Origin of the sequence: Pseudoclavibacter sp. RFBA6, assembly GCF_002931575.1 — a bacterium.
GTDB lineage: Bacteria > Actinomycetota > Actinomycetes > Actinomycetales > Microbacteriaceae > Pseudoclavibacter > Pseudoclavibacter terrae.
Genome location: NZ_PSUA01000003.1, coordinates 124358 through 139232, shown reverse-complemented (window position 1 = coordinate 139232; position 14875 = coordinate 124358). Strand labels below are relative to the sequence as shown.

Genomic DNA, 14875 nt, shown 5'->3' with positions numbered 1-14875 from the left:
GATTTGCGGCTGTTCGAAACGACTTCGATTCAGCTGACGGGCACTGACAGAACCTGTCTCTCACCGGTCGCTCGGCGTAGCGTTTCGGCATGAGTACCACGAACCTGACCCTCAACAACGGCGTCGAACTGCCCACCATCGGATTCGGCGTGTACCAGTCAGCACCAGAGGAGACGGCGGCCGCAGTCGCCGAAGCCCTGCGCGTCGGCTACCGGCACATCGACACGGCGGCCGCCTACGGGAACGAGCGGGAAGTGCGGCAGGCGATCGCCGCATCCGGGCTCCCCCGCGACGAGATCTTCATCGAGACCAAGATCTGGATCAGCGACTACGGCTTCGACGAGACCCTTCACGGCTTCGAGAAGTCTGCCGCCAAGCTCGGCGTCGAGCAGATCGACCTCCTGATCCTCCACCAGCCACTCCCGACCGCCTGGGAGAAGACGATCGGCGCCTACCGTGCCCTCGAGCGCCTCCTAGCCGTCGGCAAGGTGCGCGCGATCGGCGTGAGCAACTTCATGCCGGACCACCTTGCGGCGCTGCTGGAGGCGACCGACGTCGTGCCAGCCCTCAACCAGATCGAGCTGCACCCCTACTTCCAGCAGCGAGACGTGCAGGACGCGGATGCGCGCCACGGCATCCTCGACCAGGCCTGGTCGCCCATCGGCGGCATCACGTTCTACCGCGACGGCGACGGCGGGAGCACCCTCGAGGACTCGACCATCGGCGCCATCGCCGAAGCCCACGGCAAGAGCCCGGCGCAGGTCATGCTGCGCTGGCACGTGCAGGAGGGGCGCTCGGTGATCCCCAAGTCAGTCAAGCCGCACCGCATCGCCGAGAACTTCGACATCTTCGACTTCGAGCTCACCGCCGACGAGGTCGCCCAGATCGATGCGCTCGACAAGGCGGTGCGCCGCGGGCCCGAGCCCGAGTCGCTGACGCTCGAGGCCTACGGCATGCCCATCCCGGAGGCCTGATCGGCGGCGGGGCCGGCTCAGGCCGAGCTTCAGCTCCGCTCCTGTCCAACTTCAGTGCAGAATCGGCCCTTCCCGCCGCTTTCAGCGAGTTTCAGCCGGAATCTGCACTGATGTTGGACGGCCCGCCAGTCGCGGCCCAGGTCGGACCCCGCACCACTGAGTGCGCGGTCCCACCGTCCCGCTGCAAACTTCGGTGACTATTGACTGGTTCGCGTGAGCTTCGCACACTTCCGCGCGAAGAGTCACCGAAGTTCTCCGCGTTGCGAGAGACCACCGGACTGAGGGCGCGGCGGTCTGGGCAGGTACTCGCGGGGCCTCCCTCACTCGGGCCTGCGGGCGTAGCTTGGACGCATGAACGATGTGCGCGAGCAGGTGAAGGAGTTCCTCAGCTCCCGCCGGGCGAAGATCACCCCGGAGCAGGCTGGCCTGCCGGCGTACGGTGGGAATCGCCGAGTCGCGGGGCTGCGTCGCGAGGAGGTCGCGATGCTCGCGGGCGTCTCGGTCGACTACTACGTGCGGCTCGAGCGCGGCAACCTTTCCGGTGCGTCCGAGAGCGTGCTCGACGCGATCGCCTCGACCCTGCAGCTCGACGAGGCCGAGCGTGAGCACCTGTTCAACCTCGCCAGGGCGAGCGCACCGTCGCGTCGCGCGTCGAACAAGCAGCGCGGTGGCGAGCTGCGTCCGGCTGTGCGCCAGATGCTCGACGCTTTCTCCGAGGCTCCCGCGTGGGTGCGCAACGACCGGCACGACGTGCTCGCGGCCAACCGTCTCGGTCGGGCACTGTACTCCCCTGTCTTCGACGACCCGCGCCGCCCGGTGAACACGACGAGGTACATCTACCTGAACCCCGCCGCCCGTGACTTCTGGGTGGACTTCGACCGCATCGCCGCGGACGCCGCATCCATGTTGCGTATGGAGGCGGGCCGCAACCCGCACGACCCCAAGCTGCACCAGCTCATCGGCGAGCTGTCGACGCAGAGCGAGCTCTTCCGCGAGATGTGGGCTGCGAAGGACGTGAAGTTCCATCGCAGCGGCGTGAAGCGCCTGAACCACCCGGTCGTCGGCCTGCTCGAGTTGAACTTCGAGTCGCTGCCGCTGCCGAGCGAGCCCGGCCTCACGATGAACGTCTACACGGCCGCGGAGGGCAGCCCGAGCGCCGACGGGTTGCGCATGCTCGCGTCCTGGGCTGCCACGGAGCTCCCCGCAGGTGCGTCGCTGACCCACCAGCAGCAGTAGCGCGAGCACGTCGCGGCGCGCCTCCTGCCCGGCGCCCCCCTCTCAGGCAAGAAGAGTGCGCCAGAAGCATCCGGAGTCGTTGCTTCCGGATGCGTCTGGCTCACTTTTGCGAGGCGAAGTCCGGCGAACAGAGCATCGGCGCCAGCGGCATCCCCCCTCGTCGCTGCTCCTGAGCCGCTAGGGCTGCGGGTACTCCTCCGGCGTCAGCAGCTCGCCCCAGACCGTCTCGGGCTCGTCGGAGTCAGCCCCGGGTGCCTCCCAGAGGGCGGTGGCACATGAAGTTGTCGGCGGACGCGCCGTGCCAGTGCCACTCGCCGGCCGGTGTGTACACGGTGTCGCCGGGCCGCAGCTCGATGAGCTCCTCGCCCCGCGACTGCACGTAACCGTAGCCCTCGGTGACGTGCAGCGTCTGGCCGACCGCGTGGCGGTGCCAGGCCGTGTGCGAACCCGGTGTGAAGCGCACCAGGTTGAGGCGGGTGCGCGACGGCTCGGTGCCCGCGTAGTAGGCGTTGAAGTAGACGTCACCGGTGAACCACTCGGCTGGTCCCTTGTTGGTCGGGCTCTTCGGCTGAAGTTCTGTGCTCATGAGGGGGTTCCTTTCTCGGGTTGTGGTGCGCACGGCCGCGGCCGGCTACATCTGGACGAGCACCTTGAGGGCTTCGCGCGCGTCCATCGCGGCGTAGCCCGCGGGCACCTCATCGATGCCGATCGTGCGGTCGAAGACGCGACCCGGATTGATGTCGCCGGTCAGGACCTGTTGGATCGCGGGTTCCATGTAGGCACGCACGGGGGCCGGCCCGCCGGTGAGGGTGACGTTCTTCCCGAAGAGGGAGCCGAAGCCGATGGGTGCGTCCTCGTACTGGGGCACGCCGACGCGCGAGATGACGCCGCCGGGACGGACGATGCCGTAGGCCTGCTCGTAAGCGGGCATGTGGCCGACGGCCTCGAGGACGACGTGGCTGCCCTCGCCGTTCGTGAGGTCCATGACCTTCCCGATGCCGTCGTCACCGCGCTCGGCGACGACGTCGGTTGCGCCGAAGTCAACGCCGAGGTCGGTGCGCGAGGTGTGACGCCCCATGAGGATGATGCGCTCGGCACCGAGCTGCTTGGCGGCGAGCACGGCGGAGAGCCCGACGGCGCCGTCACCGATGACGGTGACGGTCTTGCCCGCCTCGACACGGCCCATGTGGGCTGCGTGGTAGCCGGTGAGGTACACGTCGGAGAGCGTGAGGAGGCTCGCGGCGAGCTGTGCGTTCTCCCCGCGGCTGAGAGCGGCGGCGTCGACGCCGGGCACGACGACCAGGCTTCCGTCGGCCTGCGGGATGCGGGCGAGCTCGGCTTGCAGGCCGCCGATCTCTGGGCTGCCGTAGAAGCCGCCGTGGATGCACGACGTCTGCACGCCCTCGCGGCAGAACACGCACGTGTTGTCCTGGAACGCGAAGGGGGCGATGACGAAGTCGCCGACCTTGAGGGTTGAGACGGCGGCGCCGATCTCCTCGACGATGCCGATGAGCTCGTGCCCCATCGGGGAGCCTTGCTCGCTGGCCTGCATCGAGTGGTAGGGATGCAGGTCCGAGCCGCAGATGCACGCCTGCGTGACGCGGACGATCGCGTCGGTCGGCTGCCTGATGGTCGGGTCGGCGACGGTCTCGACTCGGACGTCGCCTGCTGCGTACATGAACGTGGCCTTCATGGGTGCCTCTCGTTGCGGTTCCGGGAACTGTGGCGGGCCACGCCGCCCTCTCGAGAGCGCCGGCCGCCGCCGTTCCTCCATTGGATGGCTTCCAGCCTGCGCCCGGGAGGGGCGGTCGTGCCAGGTACTGGCATGCCCTGCCTGGGACGGTGGGCCGACGACACGTGTCCAACATGAGTGCAGAATCGGGCTCCGGGCGACGTTTTCGCGACTCAGGGGCCGATATTGCACTGATGTTGGACAGGCAGTGCGAGGCACGGCGCTGCGCGCCGGCGTCGGCGCCGGCGTCGGCGTCGGCGTGGGCGTGGGCGTGGGCGTGGGCGACTGTGGCCAGCTTCCATGTTGATGCGAGCTCGCCGGGCGCGAAGGGCGCATCCGGGGCCGTCTCATCCGGGAAGGTGGCCAGCAGAGGCTGGCGGACGCGGCGACTCGGGCCAGGGCAGCACCCTGCACGCCACGCCTATGCCTCGCCGGTGAGTCCTTCGTGGATGCGGCGGAGGTCTTCGATGAGCGAGCCGATGAGCACCCAGCTGCCGCCCTTCGGTGCTGAGACGACGAGCGGCGCGGTGAGTGCTGGAGGTTCGAGGATGGACGACTGCGGCTCCCCCGGTTCGCTTGGGATCAGGATGCGCGTGTCGTGAGCTGCCCGCCGCAGCTGCTCGGCGATGGCGATGGCCTGCGGCTCTTCGGCGAGGGTCGGCTCCCAGTGCTCGGCGACGGCGCGGGTCATGCCGGTGAGCTGCGTGACGATGGGGCGGAAGCGGTCGAGCAGCTCTTGGCATTCGACGAGTTCTTCGTGATGCCTGGACTTGCGCGGGTTGAAGGTGAGCGATTCGAGCCCGTCGGCGATGGAGTTCTCGGCAGCACCCGCCATGGGTCTGAGAAGGCGCGCCTTGAGGAGCAGCTCGGTGAGGCTCGCGGGGGTCTGCGGCTGCTCGATGGCGTCGGCGAGCCGTTCGAGCGACGCGGCGATCTCGTTGCCGAGCATCGCCGTGTCGCGCTGGGCCGGGGCGACGAGCACGGGCGGCAGGATGACGGCGTTGATGAGGAGACCGAAGGCGGCGCCGATGAGGGTCTCGAGGATGCGGTCGAGCGCGTACTCGGGGGTGGATGCGCCGAGCGCCAGCACGAGCATCGCGCTGATCGCGACCTGGTTGCTGGTCGTGGAGGTCATGCGCAGCAGCCACGCGACGAGCATCGCGACGACGATCGCGAGGAGGATCACCCACGACTGCGGGCCGAGGACGAGCGAGATGGCGCTCGCGACGGCGACGCCGATGACCACTCCGGCGCTGCGCTCGAGGGCTTTCGCGAACGACTGGTTGACGCTCGGCTGCACGACGAGCAGCGCGGCGACGGCCGCGAACACGGGCAGGGGACCTGGGATGAGCCAGCCGGCCAGCAGCCATGCTCCGACGGCGGCGATGGCGGTCTTCGCGACTTGCAGTGCGGGCACGCGCTTGCTCGCCTGAATCCGGTCGAGGCCGGTGAGACGGGTGAGGGAGCGCACGAGTTCAGCGTAGGACGCCGGGCGGCGGCCACGCCCAGGCGTCGCCCAGCGGCACGGCTACCTCGGCGAGGCACCGGCCCGGCCGGCCACCAGCGCCCCGTGGCGGGTCAGCCCATGACCGCCGTGAAGACCACGAACGCCAGCACGGTGATGAGGATGATCACGAGGACGAAGACGGCACCGGCGATCAGCAGCGCGAAGGCGATGGGATGCGCCTGCCACCAGGGCACGAGGCGCGGGTCGCGGGCGCGCAGCTGCGGAGGGGTGATCGGCTCGGGGACGGAGATCCACGGCACCCCGCGGCTCGCGAGGTCGTGCATGATGGCCGACAGCTGCTGGGTGGTCCACATCTGCCCCACGAGGATCAGCAGACGACGGTCGCGACCAGTGACGATGAGGTGGTGCGTCGGAGCGCCCGAGAAGCCGCCGAACGACATGCGGTCGACCGTGACGACGCTCGTGGCCTCGGCCGCGGCGAACCGGCGGGTGCGGAACATCCACTTGTGCTCGATCCAGCCGTCGCCGAACCGGATGTAGGTCTCCCGCATCGCCCAGCGCGCGAGCCAGATCGACAACGGCAGCGACCCGCCCACGAGCACGACGACGAGCACCCCGTAGCCGAAACCGAGCCAGAAGTCCTGGAGCGAGAAGATCACGACGAGCGCCAGGAGGATCGGCGCGAGGAAGGCGAGGCTGATCCAGGCTTGCCGCGCGTTCAGTGCGACGGCGCGGCGCTGGGTTTCCTCGGAGAGGCGTAGCTCGTGCATCAGATGAGCCTAGGGCGTGTGCCCGTATCGTGGGCAGATGCCGAGACGCTCGCTGACCGCACCGCACGGGGTGGATGCGACGAACTCCGCCGTTGCCGGACCGCACGGCCGGGTTCCGGTGCGGACCTATGCCCCCGCCGACGGCTGTGCTGCGCGCTCAGCGCGTCGCCCTGTCGTCTGGCTGCACGGCGGCGGATTCTACTCCGGCGGCCTCGACCAGCCGGAGACGCACGAGGTCGCTCTTGCCTTGGCGCGGGCGGGATTCGAGGTGACGACCGTCGACTACCGGCTCGTGCCCCTGGGCGGCAGGGTCCGGGCAGAACGCACGGGCGCGCCGGGTCCGAGCTGCGCCGGCGCCGGCCGTCAGCTCCGGCCGGAGGTCCGCTTCCCGATCCCGCTCGACGACGCGATGGCGGTGATCGACAGAGTCAGTGCTCGGAGCGACGATGGGGTCGTGCTCGGCGGAGCGAGCGCCGGGGCGTGCCTCGCGGCGGCCGCGGCGTTCCGCTACGAGCGCGCTGGGGCGTCTCCCCTGCGCGGGCTCTTCCTCGCCTACGGCACGTTCCACGCTGAGCTGCCGGAGCGTTCGCCCGAGCTGATGAGTCGTCTGCGTGGCAGCCGCCGCTACGTCCACACGCCGTGGCTGATCGGCGCGATGAATCTCAACTATGCGGGCAGCGCGGACGTCCTGCCGCTTCCCGACGCGTTCCCAGGCGGGCACGATCTCACCGGGTTGCCGCCGTCGCTGGTCGTGGACGCGGACCGCGACGCGATGCGCGCATCCGGTTCCCTGTTCGCGAGGGAGCTCGCTGCGGCGGGCGTCGACACCGAGTACCGCGTGCTGCCCGGCAGTACGCACGCTTTCCTGAACCGGCGCCGCGACCCCGCGTTCACGCGCGGCGTCGACCTGATCGCCGAATGGATGCGCGGGCTGGGCTGAGCAGACGTCGCTTGGGTTGAACAGCCTCGCGGCTTTCCGCAGCAGCAGCCGCAACCGCAGCTGCAACCGCCGGTGCGGGTCAGCGTCGAGGCGCGCGCGGCGGGTTCGGGTCCCTGGGCACGCCGACCCGCGTGACGAAGAGCGGCACGTCGCGGCGCGAGAGCCCGAGTCGGTAGCGCAGCTCGCCCTGCGCGAGCGACGAGTCGATGATCTCGGAGGCTGGCGCGAACGCCGCCCCGCGCGCCGTGGCCAGCAGCCACAGCCGCATGAGCGCCTGGCCTGCCTCGAGCACCCGCTCCGGGGGCAGCCCGAGCGGGGAGTTGAGCACGCGGGTCACCTCCGCACCCGATCCGATGTCGAGCAGCTTCGTGTCGGCGACCAGGGCGAAGGCCGTCGCCGCGGCGGGCGCGTCCTCACCCGCCGCCGAGACCGGCACCTCGAGCAGCGCGCGGCGCCACAGCTCCCCGACGGGGGTCACGACGCGCACCGCAGCTTCCCGGAGGCGGCGGTTCCGCGTGAACGCCGACGCGAACCGCGAGGCGACCGCGGGAACCCCGAGCACGCGGTCGTTGAGCCCGTCGACGTCGTACCGCGGATGCGAGGGGTGCAGTCGCAGCCAGTGCGCCAGCTCGCGCGCAACGCCGGGTTCGCGCACAGTGTCGGCGGTGCCGAGCGACGAGAAGTGCCGCAGGTCGTCCGCGTCGACCGGCACCAACCGCAGCCAGTCGGGCAGCGAACTGGCGAGCTCGATCACGAGCCCCTTCGCGGGCTCGAGTCCACTGCGCACGGTCTTCCGCGATGCCAGCAGGTGTCGGTCGGGATCCGGGCCGCCTGACGACGCAGGTGACGCGGCGCCAGCAGGCGCGAGTCGGCTGCCGGGCGCGTCTGTCGAGCCGTCGTGCCGGTCGGCGGCGGTGGTGCGCACGTTCGGGGTGCCACCCCCTGCGCCGCCGCCCGTGCCGTCGTCCGTGCCGCCGCCTGTGCCGCCGCCTGTGCTCTCTCTGCCTTGGTGCAGCTGGATGCGGAGCACGGGGTCGTCGCTCCTCGCGTGCACGATCGCCTCCGGGTCTGCGAGCGCGGGCAGGAGCTCGACATCGAAGTCCACCCGGTGCACGGCCGCACTGACGCTGAACGCCTCGAGCCAGGCGCCCAACCCGAGCAGGGTGTCACGCCCGGTCGGGTCCGAGGCCGGCAGGGTCCGCTTGCGCGCGACCCGGAGCTCGACCGCCGCCCCGTCGCCGATCATCCGCGGCGACCAGGGCTGGGTGTTGTGGGCCGACGGCGCCGACGCCGCGTCGGCGATGATCCGGTTCAGCGTGTGGATGCTGGTCATCGTTGCTCCCCCTCGTTGCTTGGGCGCGGGCTGGGCATGCCGCCGACTCGCTTCCGGTAGAGCACCGTGTGGTGCAGCGTGTCGCCGCCCATCCGGCTGAGCTGCCGCGCCGACGCTGGGTTGTCGTGTCCGATGTAGGTGGAGCGCAGCGCCGTGTACCCGCCCTCGATGAGCGCCTCCCCGACCGTTCGACCGAGCAGCGTGCTGATGCCCCGGCCCCGCGCTTCGGGGACGGTGCCCTGGATGGTGAGCACGGCTTCTCTCGGCTGCCGCTTCTGCCGCCAGATCTCGAGCAGCTGTCGTGGCCCGATGCGACCGGAGGAGCGTTGCACGATGCGCGTGACGTCGGGGACACAGAGCAGGAACCCGAGCGGCTTCCGGGTCTTCGCGTCGACCGCGAACACCCAGATGCTGGGATCGATGATGGCGACGAGCCCGCTGGTCGCCTCGCGCATCTGGGCCGGGGAGATCTGCGTGTAGTAGGGCAGCTCGGCGAACGCGGCGTTGACCAGCTCCCGCTGGCGTGCGACGGCGCGCGGGAACCGCAGCCGCGACGCCCGCTCGATGACGACGCCGGCGGCTGCGAGCTCCCCATCGGTGGGCGCGGTGAAGGCGTCGCTCTCGATCTGCCCGAGGTGACCTTGTTCGAGGCGTGCGATCCAGGTCGCCGACTCGTTCCAGGTCGTGAAGCCGAGCCCTTCGTAGGCGGCGGGCACCCAGTCGGGGTTCCAGGCTCCCTCCACGAAGCCCCGCTCGTTGAAGCCGCTCGTGATCACGCCGCCCACCTGGTTCGGGAGCAGCGTGACGGGGCCGAGCAGTTCCCGCCGCCCGGTCTTCCCAGCGCGTTCCTCGACGGCGGCGATGATCGCGCCGAGCGACTCCGCGTCGGCGGCCGCGACGGCTCCGAACAGCTGCAGACTCGAGTCGAGCTTCGCCTCCAGCGCGACGCTCGTGTGCGCGACCGCGCGGGCCACCGGCTCCCCGCCTCGGTAGGCGATGAGCAGCTCGACCCTGGACTCGTGCGCCCCTTTGCCCTTCCACCAGGAACGGAGCGTGGACTCGAGCACTGGCACCTCGCGGCTCGGGTCGGACACGCGTCCCGGCAGCTCGACGAACTCCAGGAATTCGAGTTCCGACTCCACGCGCTTCACCTCGATGCCGGGATGGGGACCGGACCGGGCGGCCCCGCCCGTCACGACGCTGTTCCGGCGATCGGCCGCGTCCACCCGACCGTCACCGCCAGCGGCGCCGTCACCGCCAGCGGCGCCGACGCCAACGCCGTCGCCATCGCCGCTGTTTGCGCGCGCGCCAGAACCCACCCCCTCAGCCGCCTGCGTCGCGCCACCCTCGACGCTCGCCAGTTCCTCCTCGCTGGCGAAGAGGCGGATGAAGCCGGCGTTGGCGTTCTTCGTGTCCTTCACGATCCACTGCATGAGGTGGCGGTGCTCGGGCATCCTGGCGAAGCGGATGAGGGCGTCGCGCGTCGAGAAGTTCGCGAGGGTCCCGAGCGTCCACGGTGCTTCCCAGTAGATGCCGTGCCAGCAGTAGTCGGGCATCCGTCGCATCTTGCCGGTCATCTGCCCCCAGATGCGCCCCGTGACGGCCCATGCGAGGGGGGTCGTGTAGCGGGTCGCACCGACGAACATCGATGCAGTGTCGAAGATCGTGTGCGACGCCGGCGGGATGGGGGTGGTCAGCTTCTTCGGCTTGCGCGTGGGCTCGGCGACGAGCGGCGGAGTGCGACCCTGTTCCCGTTCCTTTGTGCCGGGCGCGAAGTGCGGGTTGTGTGCCATCTCGCCGGGTGGCGGTTCCGGATCGGCCCGCCAGATGCCGTTCGAGTAGCCGCGGGTCTCGGCGAGCAGCAGCTTCGTGCGTCCGGGATGCGCGCCAGCAACTTCTCGCGCTCGCCCGACGCTCTCGAAGAGCAGGAGCTCGCCGACGACTCGTCGGTCGCGGAAGCGGTGCCGCCAGATCGCGTCCTCGCTGTCGGTGCTGCGCCCCTCGACGATGACCAGCGCCTCGGCCTGTCCTTGGATTGGCGCCTTCGAGAAGTCCGTGGTGAACACGGCCTACTCGGCGTTCTTGACGACGTAGACGTTCTTGATCTTCGCGTTGCCCCCGGTGAACGGCCCCGTTCCGAACGGGTGCACCTCGATGCGGAGGTCTCCCGTCGATGGGTCCTCGTCGAGCGACTGCGCGAAGTCGCGCGAGACGGTGGCCAGGTGCTCGACGATGCCGAGCCGGGTCGTCTCGCTGAGCGTCGCGATCTCCTCGTCCGTCAGCGTCGCTCCGTCGCGCAGCTGGAGGTGCACGACTGGCCGCTGCTCGTGCCCGTCGAGCTCGAGCAGACCGAGCTTGAACGATTCGATGTCGGCGGCGTGCCGGTTGTCACGGTAGAGCCCGTTCTCGATGTCGATCGGGTACAGGTTGGCGCCCATGTAGGAGATGGTCGAGTCCTTCCGGCCGAAGAGCAGGAGGAAGGGCAGCTTCATCCGCTGCACCGCGAACGCCCGGTGGAACGCCCTCGACAGGGCCGGGTCGAGCTCGGCGATCGTCTCGCGCACCTCGGGGAACGAGACGATCTTCGCCTCGTCGCCGATGTTGTAGCGCAGCTTCGGGCTCAGCACGGCAGACGAGTTCAGCGTCACGACGAGCTCGTTGTCGTCGTTCGTCTCGAGGTAGGTCTCGAGCGGGTTGTACTGGAAGACCATCGGGATGCGCGACTCATCCTCGCCGAGGAGGGTCCGCCGCAGACGCTCGTCGGCGAACATCGCGCGGCGAAGCCAGACGCACGCGTCCGACTCGCCTGCCATGCCGATCGTGAGGTCGGACGCCCCGTAGCCCGAGTAGACGCGCCCGAAGCGCTCTTCCAGGTAGTCGCGCAGCCCCTCCGTCATCGCCTCGCCGCCGACGAAGCCGTTGAGTCGGTGCTTCGACCAGTCGAACCACTCCTCGCCGTCGAGCCGGTCCCGCAGGTGCTTGAGGAACGGCGGGTACGCGCTGACGAGGTACTGGTACCTCGGCCCGAAGTGGCGGATGGTGTCGACGATCTTGTCGATGTCGGGTCCCGTGTTCTTGACCATGGAGATCTTGGACAGCGCGTGCCCGGTGTTGGTGCCGGTCGCCCACGCCCCCATCGAGAAGGCGTTGATGCCGAAGAGCTTCTTGGTGCCGAACAGCAGCGTGATGTACCCGGCCACGTTGTTGTGGATGGTCTTCAGCTCGTGCCGCCCGCGGATCCAGTTGAAGGGCGAGCCGCTCGACCCGCTCGATTCGTCGACCACGGTGCCCACGGTGTCGATCTCACCGCCCCAGCAGCGCTCGTCTTCCGTGTAGCGCTTGACGTAGTCGTCCTTGCTCGTCTCCGGGTAGCTCGACAGCTGCCACCAGCGGAACCTGAAGTCGTTCTCGTGCAGCCAGCGCTGGTAGGCGGGCACGTCGAGGTTCGCGCGCTGACAGATCATCCACGCGTTGAACTTCGCGAAATCGCCCATGGCCGGCACGTAGTGACGCGCGGTCCAGCGCCAGATGGCCGGATGCAGGTGGTAGAGGTCGTAGGTCTTCGTGAGTGCACCCGACCCCAGGCGCAACAGCGACTGCCGAAGCTTGGATGCGCGCTGAAGGCCAGCGGGCCCCGGGCCCGCCGCGACGCCTGTTCCTGACCCCTGACCGCCGAACTGCTGAGTCACGTCGCCGCCCCGCCTCTCGCCTTCGCTGAAGTGTGCGCCTAGCTAAGCACGAGCCACGGACATCCCGCCTGGGACATCGACGGTGTTGCGTTCCATGGAACATAATTCCGTGGAATGTGGTTGTATCGGCTCATGACCGCATCGAAGGCCCCATACTCCGACTTCCTGCAAGCGCTCGTGAGCGCTGAGATCCAACTCTGGAATGACGCCGACGCGGCCCTGAAGCCCATGGGAATCCCCCTCTCGCACCTCTACGCCCTCAACGCGATCGCCGAAGCTGGCACCCTTCGCGCGAGCGACCTCGCCGCAGCCATCGGCATCACCGCCGGGGCAGCGAGCAAACTCATCGACCGCCTCGAGCGTGATGGTCACTGCAGTCGCAGAGCGAACCCCGACGACCGCCGTTCGGCTCTTGTCGAGCTGACCGCCGCTGGCACACGCACGCAGCTCGACGGGTCAGTCGCCCTCGAGGAACACCTGTCCTCGCGCCTCGGCCCCACGCTGACCAGCGAGGCGCGGGACGGACTCGCCCTGCACCTGCGCTCGATCGCGACCCCGACCACAACCCCCTCAACACAGGGAAAGGCCAGCAGATGACCGATCTGATGCGCGCCGTCGTCATCCGCGAGTTCGGCGGACCCGAGAAGCTCGAACTCGCCACGATCGAACGACCACGCCCTCGTCCCGGCGAGGTCCTCATCCGCGTCCATGCGTTCGGCCTCAATCGCTCCGAGTACCACTTCCGTTCCGGTGTCGCTGAGTCAGGCGTGCTCCCCCGCGTACCTGGCATCGAAGCGACGGGCATCGTCGAGGACGCCCCGGGCACCGACTTCAGACCCGGCCAGCAGGTCGTGACCATGATGGGCGGCATGGGCCGATCCTTCGACGGCGGCTACGCGGAATACGTGACGGTCCCGCATGCCCAGGTCATCCCGTTCCGAAGCGCGCTCGAATGGTCGACACTCGGCGCGATTCCCGAAATGCTCCAGACCGCCTGGGGCTCGCTCTCCACAGGCGTCCAGGCCAACGAGGGCGACAGCATCCTCATCAGAGGAGGAACGTCGTCGGTCGGACTCGCGATCGCCGCCCTCGCCGTGATTCGCGGGATGCGGGTGTTCTCGACAACCCGCAACCCCGATCGCTTCCAGCACCTGCGCGACCTCGGCGTCGAGCATCCGCTGCTCGAGAACGGCGAGGTCGCAGCACAGGTGCGCGAGATCGCCCCCGACGGCGTCGACGGGGCGGTCGAGCTCGTCGGAGCGACGACCCTGCGCGACACGCTCCGCGCGGTCCGCACCGGCGGAACGGCATGCTTCACGGGCATGCTCGCCGACGACTGGATCATCCCCGAGTTTTACCCCATCGCCTGGCTCCCCAACGGTGTCAGACTCACGGCCTACTCAGGCGAGGCCAACGACCTGCCCCAGAACGTGCTCCAGGACTTCATCGACGCCGTCGAGCGGGGAGACGCGCGCGTGCCGATCGGGCACGTGTACCAGATGGACGAGATCGCCCAGGCACACACCGACATGGAGTCCGGACGCTACGTCGGAAAGCTCGTGACCGTGCCGTGGAGCGGATCTGACCTCTCATAGGCAACCCGTAGCGCCGCCATAGGCGCCTGACTGGCGGTCGACTCATGCTTGCTCTCGTTCCACACCGCAGAGCAGGAGAGCCGACATGATCAAGATCCCCGAACCCGACATCACGCCAGAGGGCCCCGCGTACGAGGGCAGGCTCCTCGACCGCGCTGACGAGGAAGTCGTCGACCAGGGCGTCTCATTCGACATCGGCACGCTCATGTCGCGCCGTGGCCTGCTGAGCATCTTCGGCGTCGGAGTCGGGACGGTCGCACTCGCCGCCTGCACCCCCGCAGGGTCGGGCGCAGGCAGCACGGCCGCCGCGACGGCAGCAGCCACCGCGAGCGCCTCCCCGACCGCGAGCGCGACGGCCGGCATCCTGCCCGCCAGCGAGATCCCAGACGAGACAGCCGGCCCCTACCCGGGTGACGGGTCGAACGGCGCGGATGTGCTCGAGCAGTCTGGCGTCGTGCGCAGCGACATCCGCACGAGCATCGGCAGCAGCACTGCCGCAGCAGGTGTGCCCATGACGCTCACCCTCACCGTCCTCGACATGGTGAACGGCGACAGGCCGTTCGAAAACGTCGCCGTCTACGTCTGGCACTGCGATGCCACGGGCGGCTACTCCATGTACTCGGAGGGCATCGAGAACGAGACCTACCTGCGCGGGGTGCAGGTCGCCGATGGCGCTGGCAGCGTCACCTTCACTTCCATCTTCCCCGCCTGCTACACGGGCAGGTGGCCCCACATCCACTTCGAGGTGTACCCGACGATCGACGACATCACCGACTCCACGAAGGCCATCTCGACCTCCCAGGTGGCGCTGCCCGAATACGCCGCGACCGCGGTCTACACGCTCGGCGGCTACGAGGGCTCGGCGTCGAACATGGCGCAGGTCAGCCTCGACTCGGACAACGTCTTCGGCGACGACGGCGGCGCGCTGCAACTCGCGACGGTCACGGGCGACGCGACAAGCGGCTACGACGTCGCGCTCACCGTGCGCGTCGACACGACGACCACACCGACCGCGGGATCCGCGCCATCAGGCGGCGGCGCCGGTGGCCCCGGCGGTGCTGGCGGCCCGGGCGGCCCAGGCAACTGACCCCGGCGCAACCCGCCAGACGGAACTCTCCAACGACTATCCCGCAGACCC

General features: G+C 69.4%; 13 protein-coding genes. 6 read left to right on the top strand and 7 right to left on the bottom strand.

Annotated elements, in window-relative coordinates; genetic code table 11:
- Positions 1-89 precede the first annotated feature (89 nt).
- The gene (locus tag C5C17_RS01230) at positions 90-974 is read left to right on the top strand and encodes an aldo/keto reductase (RefSeq protein ID WP_104251553.1); all 885 of its coding nucleotides are present in this window, start codon (positions 90-92) and stop codon (positions 972-974) included.
- A gap of 351 nt (positions 975-1325) precedes the next feature.
- Complete coding sequence (locus C5C17_RS01225; RefSeq protein ID WP_104251552.1) at positions 1326-2210, top strand: helix-turn-helix transcriptional regulator; 885 nt, start codon at positions 1326-1328, stop codon at positions 2208-2210.
- Positions 2211-2451: 241 nt separating this feature from the next.
- Here C5C17_RS01225 and C5C17_RS01220 read toward each other — a convergent pair whose 3' ends face one another.
- The 4 genes from C5C17_RS01220 to C5C17_RS01205 form a co-directional block, all read right to left on the bottom strand.
- Positions 2452-2796 (bottom strand): cupin domain-containing protein, encoded by a 345-nt coding sequence (locus C5C17_RS01220; RefSeq protein ID WP_219820447.1) that lies wholly within the window; start codon positions 2794-2796, stop codon positions 2452-2454.
- Positions 2797-2841: 45 nt separating this feature from the next.
- Positions 2842-3903 (bottom strand): zinc-binding dehydrogenase, encoded by a 1062-nt coding sequence (locus C5C17_RS01215; RefSeq protein ID WP_181028424.1) that lies wholly within the window; start codon positions 3901-3903, stop codon positions 2842-2844.
- Between the two features lie 460 nt (positions 3904-4363).
- Positions 4364-5413 carry an aromatic acid exporter family protein gene (locus tag C5C17_RS01210; protein ID WP_181028423.1) on the bottom strand — a complete coding sequence of 350 codons (1050 nt, stop codon included), beginning with the start codon at positions 5411-5413 and terminating at the stop codon, positions 4364-4366.
- 107 nt (positions 5414-5520) lie between these two features.
- Positions 5521-6180, bottom strand: coding sequence for a hypothetical protein (locus C5C17_RS01205; protein ID WP_104251551.1), 660 nt, complete (start codon positions 6178-6180; stop codon positions 5521-5523).
- A gap of 37 nt (positions 6181-6217) precedes the next feature.
- Between C5C17_RS01205 and C5C17_RS01200 the strand changes: the two genes are divergently transcribed.
- Positions 6218-7120, top strand: coding sequence for an alpha/beta hydrolase (locus C5C17_RS01200; RefSeq protein ID WP_104251550.1), 903 nt, complete (start codon positions 6218-6220; stop codon positions 7118-7120).
- Between the two features lie 79 nt (positions 7121-7199).
- Here the strand turns inward: C5C17_RS01200 and C5C17_RS01195 are convergent, their stop codons facing one another.
- The 3 genes from C5C17_RS01195 to C5C17_RS01185 are packed head-to-tail and all read right to left on the bottom strand — an operon-like array spanning position 7200 to position 12142.
- A complete protein-coding gene (locus tag C5C17_RS01195; protein ID WP_104251549.1) occupies positions 7200-8453 on the bottom strand; it encodes a hypothetical protein in 1254 nt (417 codons plus the stop codon).
- Positions 8450-10519 carry a hypothetical protein gene (locus C5C17_RS01190; RefSeq protein ID WP_104251548.1) on the bottom strand — a complete coding sequence of 690 codons (2070 nt, stop codon included), beginning with the start codon at positions 10517-10519 and terminating at the stop codon, positions 8450-8452. Before C5C17_RS01190 ends, C5C17_RS01195 begins: the two co-directional genes overlap by 4 nt.
- A 3-nt stretch (positions 10520-10522) precedes the next feature.
- Complete coding sequence (locus C5C17_RS01185; RefSeq protein ID WP_219820446.1) at positions 10523-12142, bottom strand: phenylacetate--CoA ligase family protein; 1620 nt, start codon at positions 12140-12142, stop codon at positions 10523-10525.
- Between the two features lie 132 nt (positions 12143-12274).
- Here C5C17_RS01185 and C5C17_RS01180 point away from each other — a divergent pair, with 132 nt between their 5' ends.
- The 3 genes from C5C17_RS01180 (at position 12275) to C5C17_RS01170 (ending at position 14824) form a co-directional block, all read left to right on the top strand.
- The gene (locus C5C17_RS01180) at positions 12275-12739 is read left to right on the top strand and encodes a MarR family winged helix-turn-helix transcriptional regulator (protein WP_219820445.1); all 465 of its coding nucleotides are present in this window, start codon (positions 12275-12277) and stop codon (positions 12737-12739) included.
- The gene (locus tag C5C17_RS01175; protein ID WP_181028422.1) at positions 12736-13737 is read left to right on the top strand and encodes an alcohol dehydrogenase catalytic domain-containing protein; all 1002 of its coding nucleotides are present in this window, start codon (positions 12736-12738) and stop codon (positions 13735-13737) included. The genes C5C17_RS01180 and C5C17_RS01175 overlap by 4 nt, the downstream gene beginning before the upstream one ends.
- Positions 13738-13822: 85 nt before the next feature.
- Positions 13823-14824, top strand: coding sequence for an intradiol ring-cleavage dioxygenase (locus C5C17_RS01170; protein WP_104251547.1), 1002 nt, complete (start codon positions 13823-13825; stop codon positions 14822-14824).
- Positions 14825-14875: the final 51 nt, after the last annotated feature.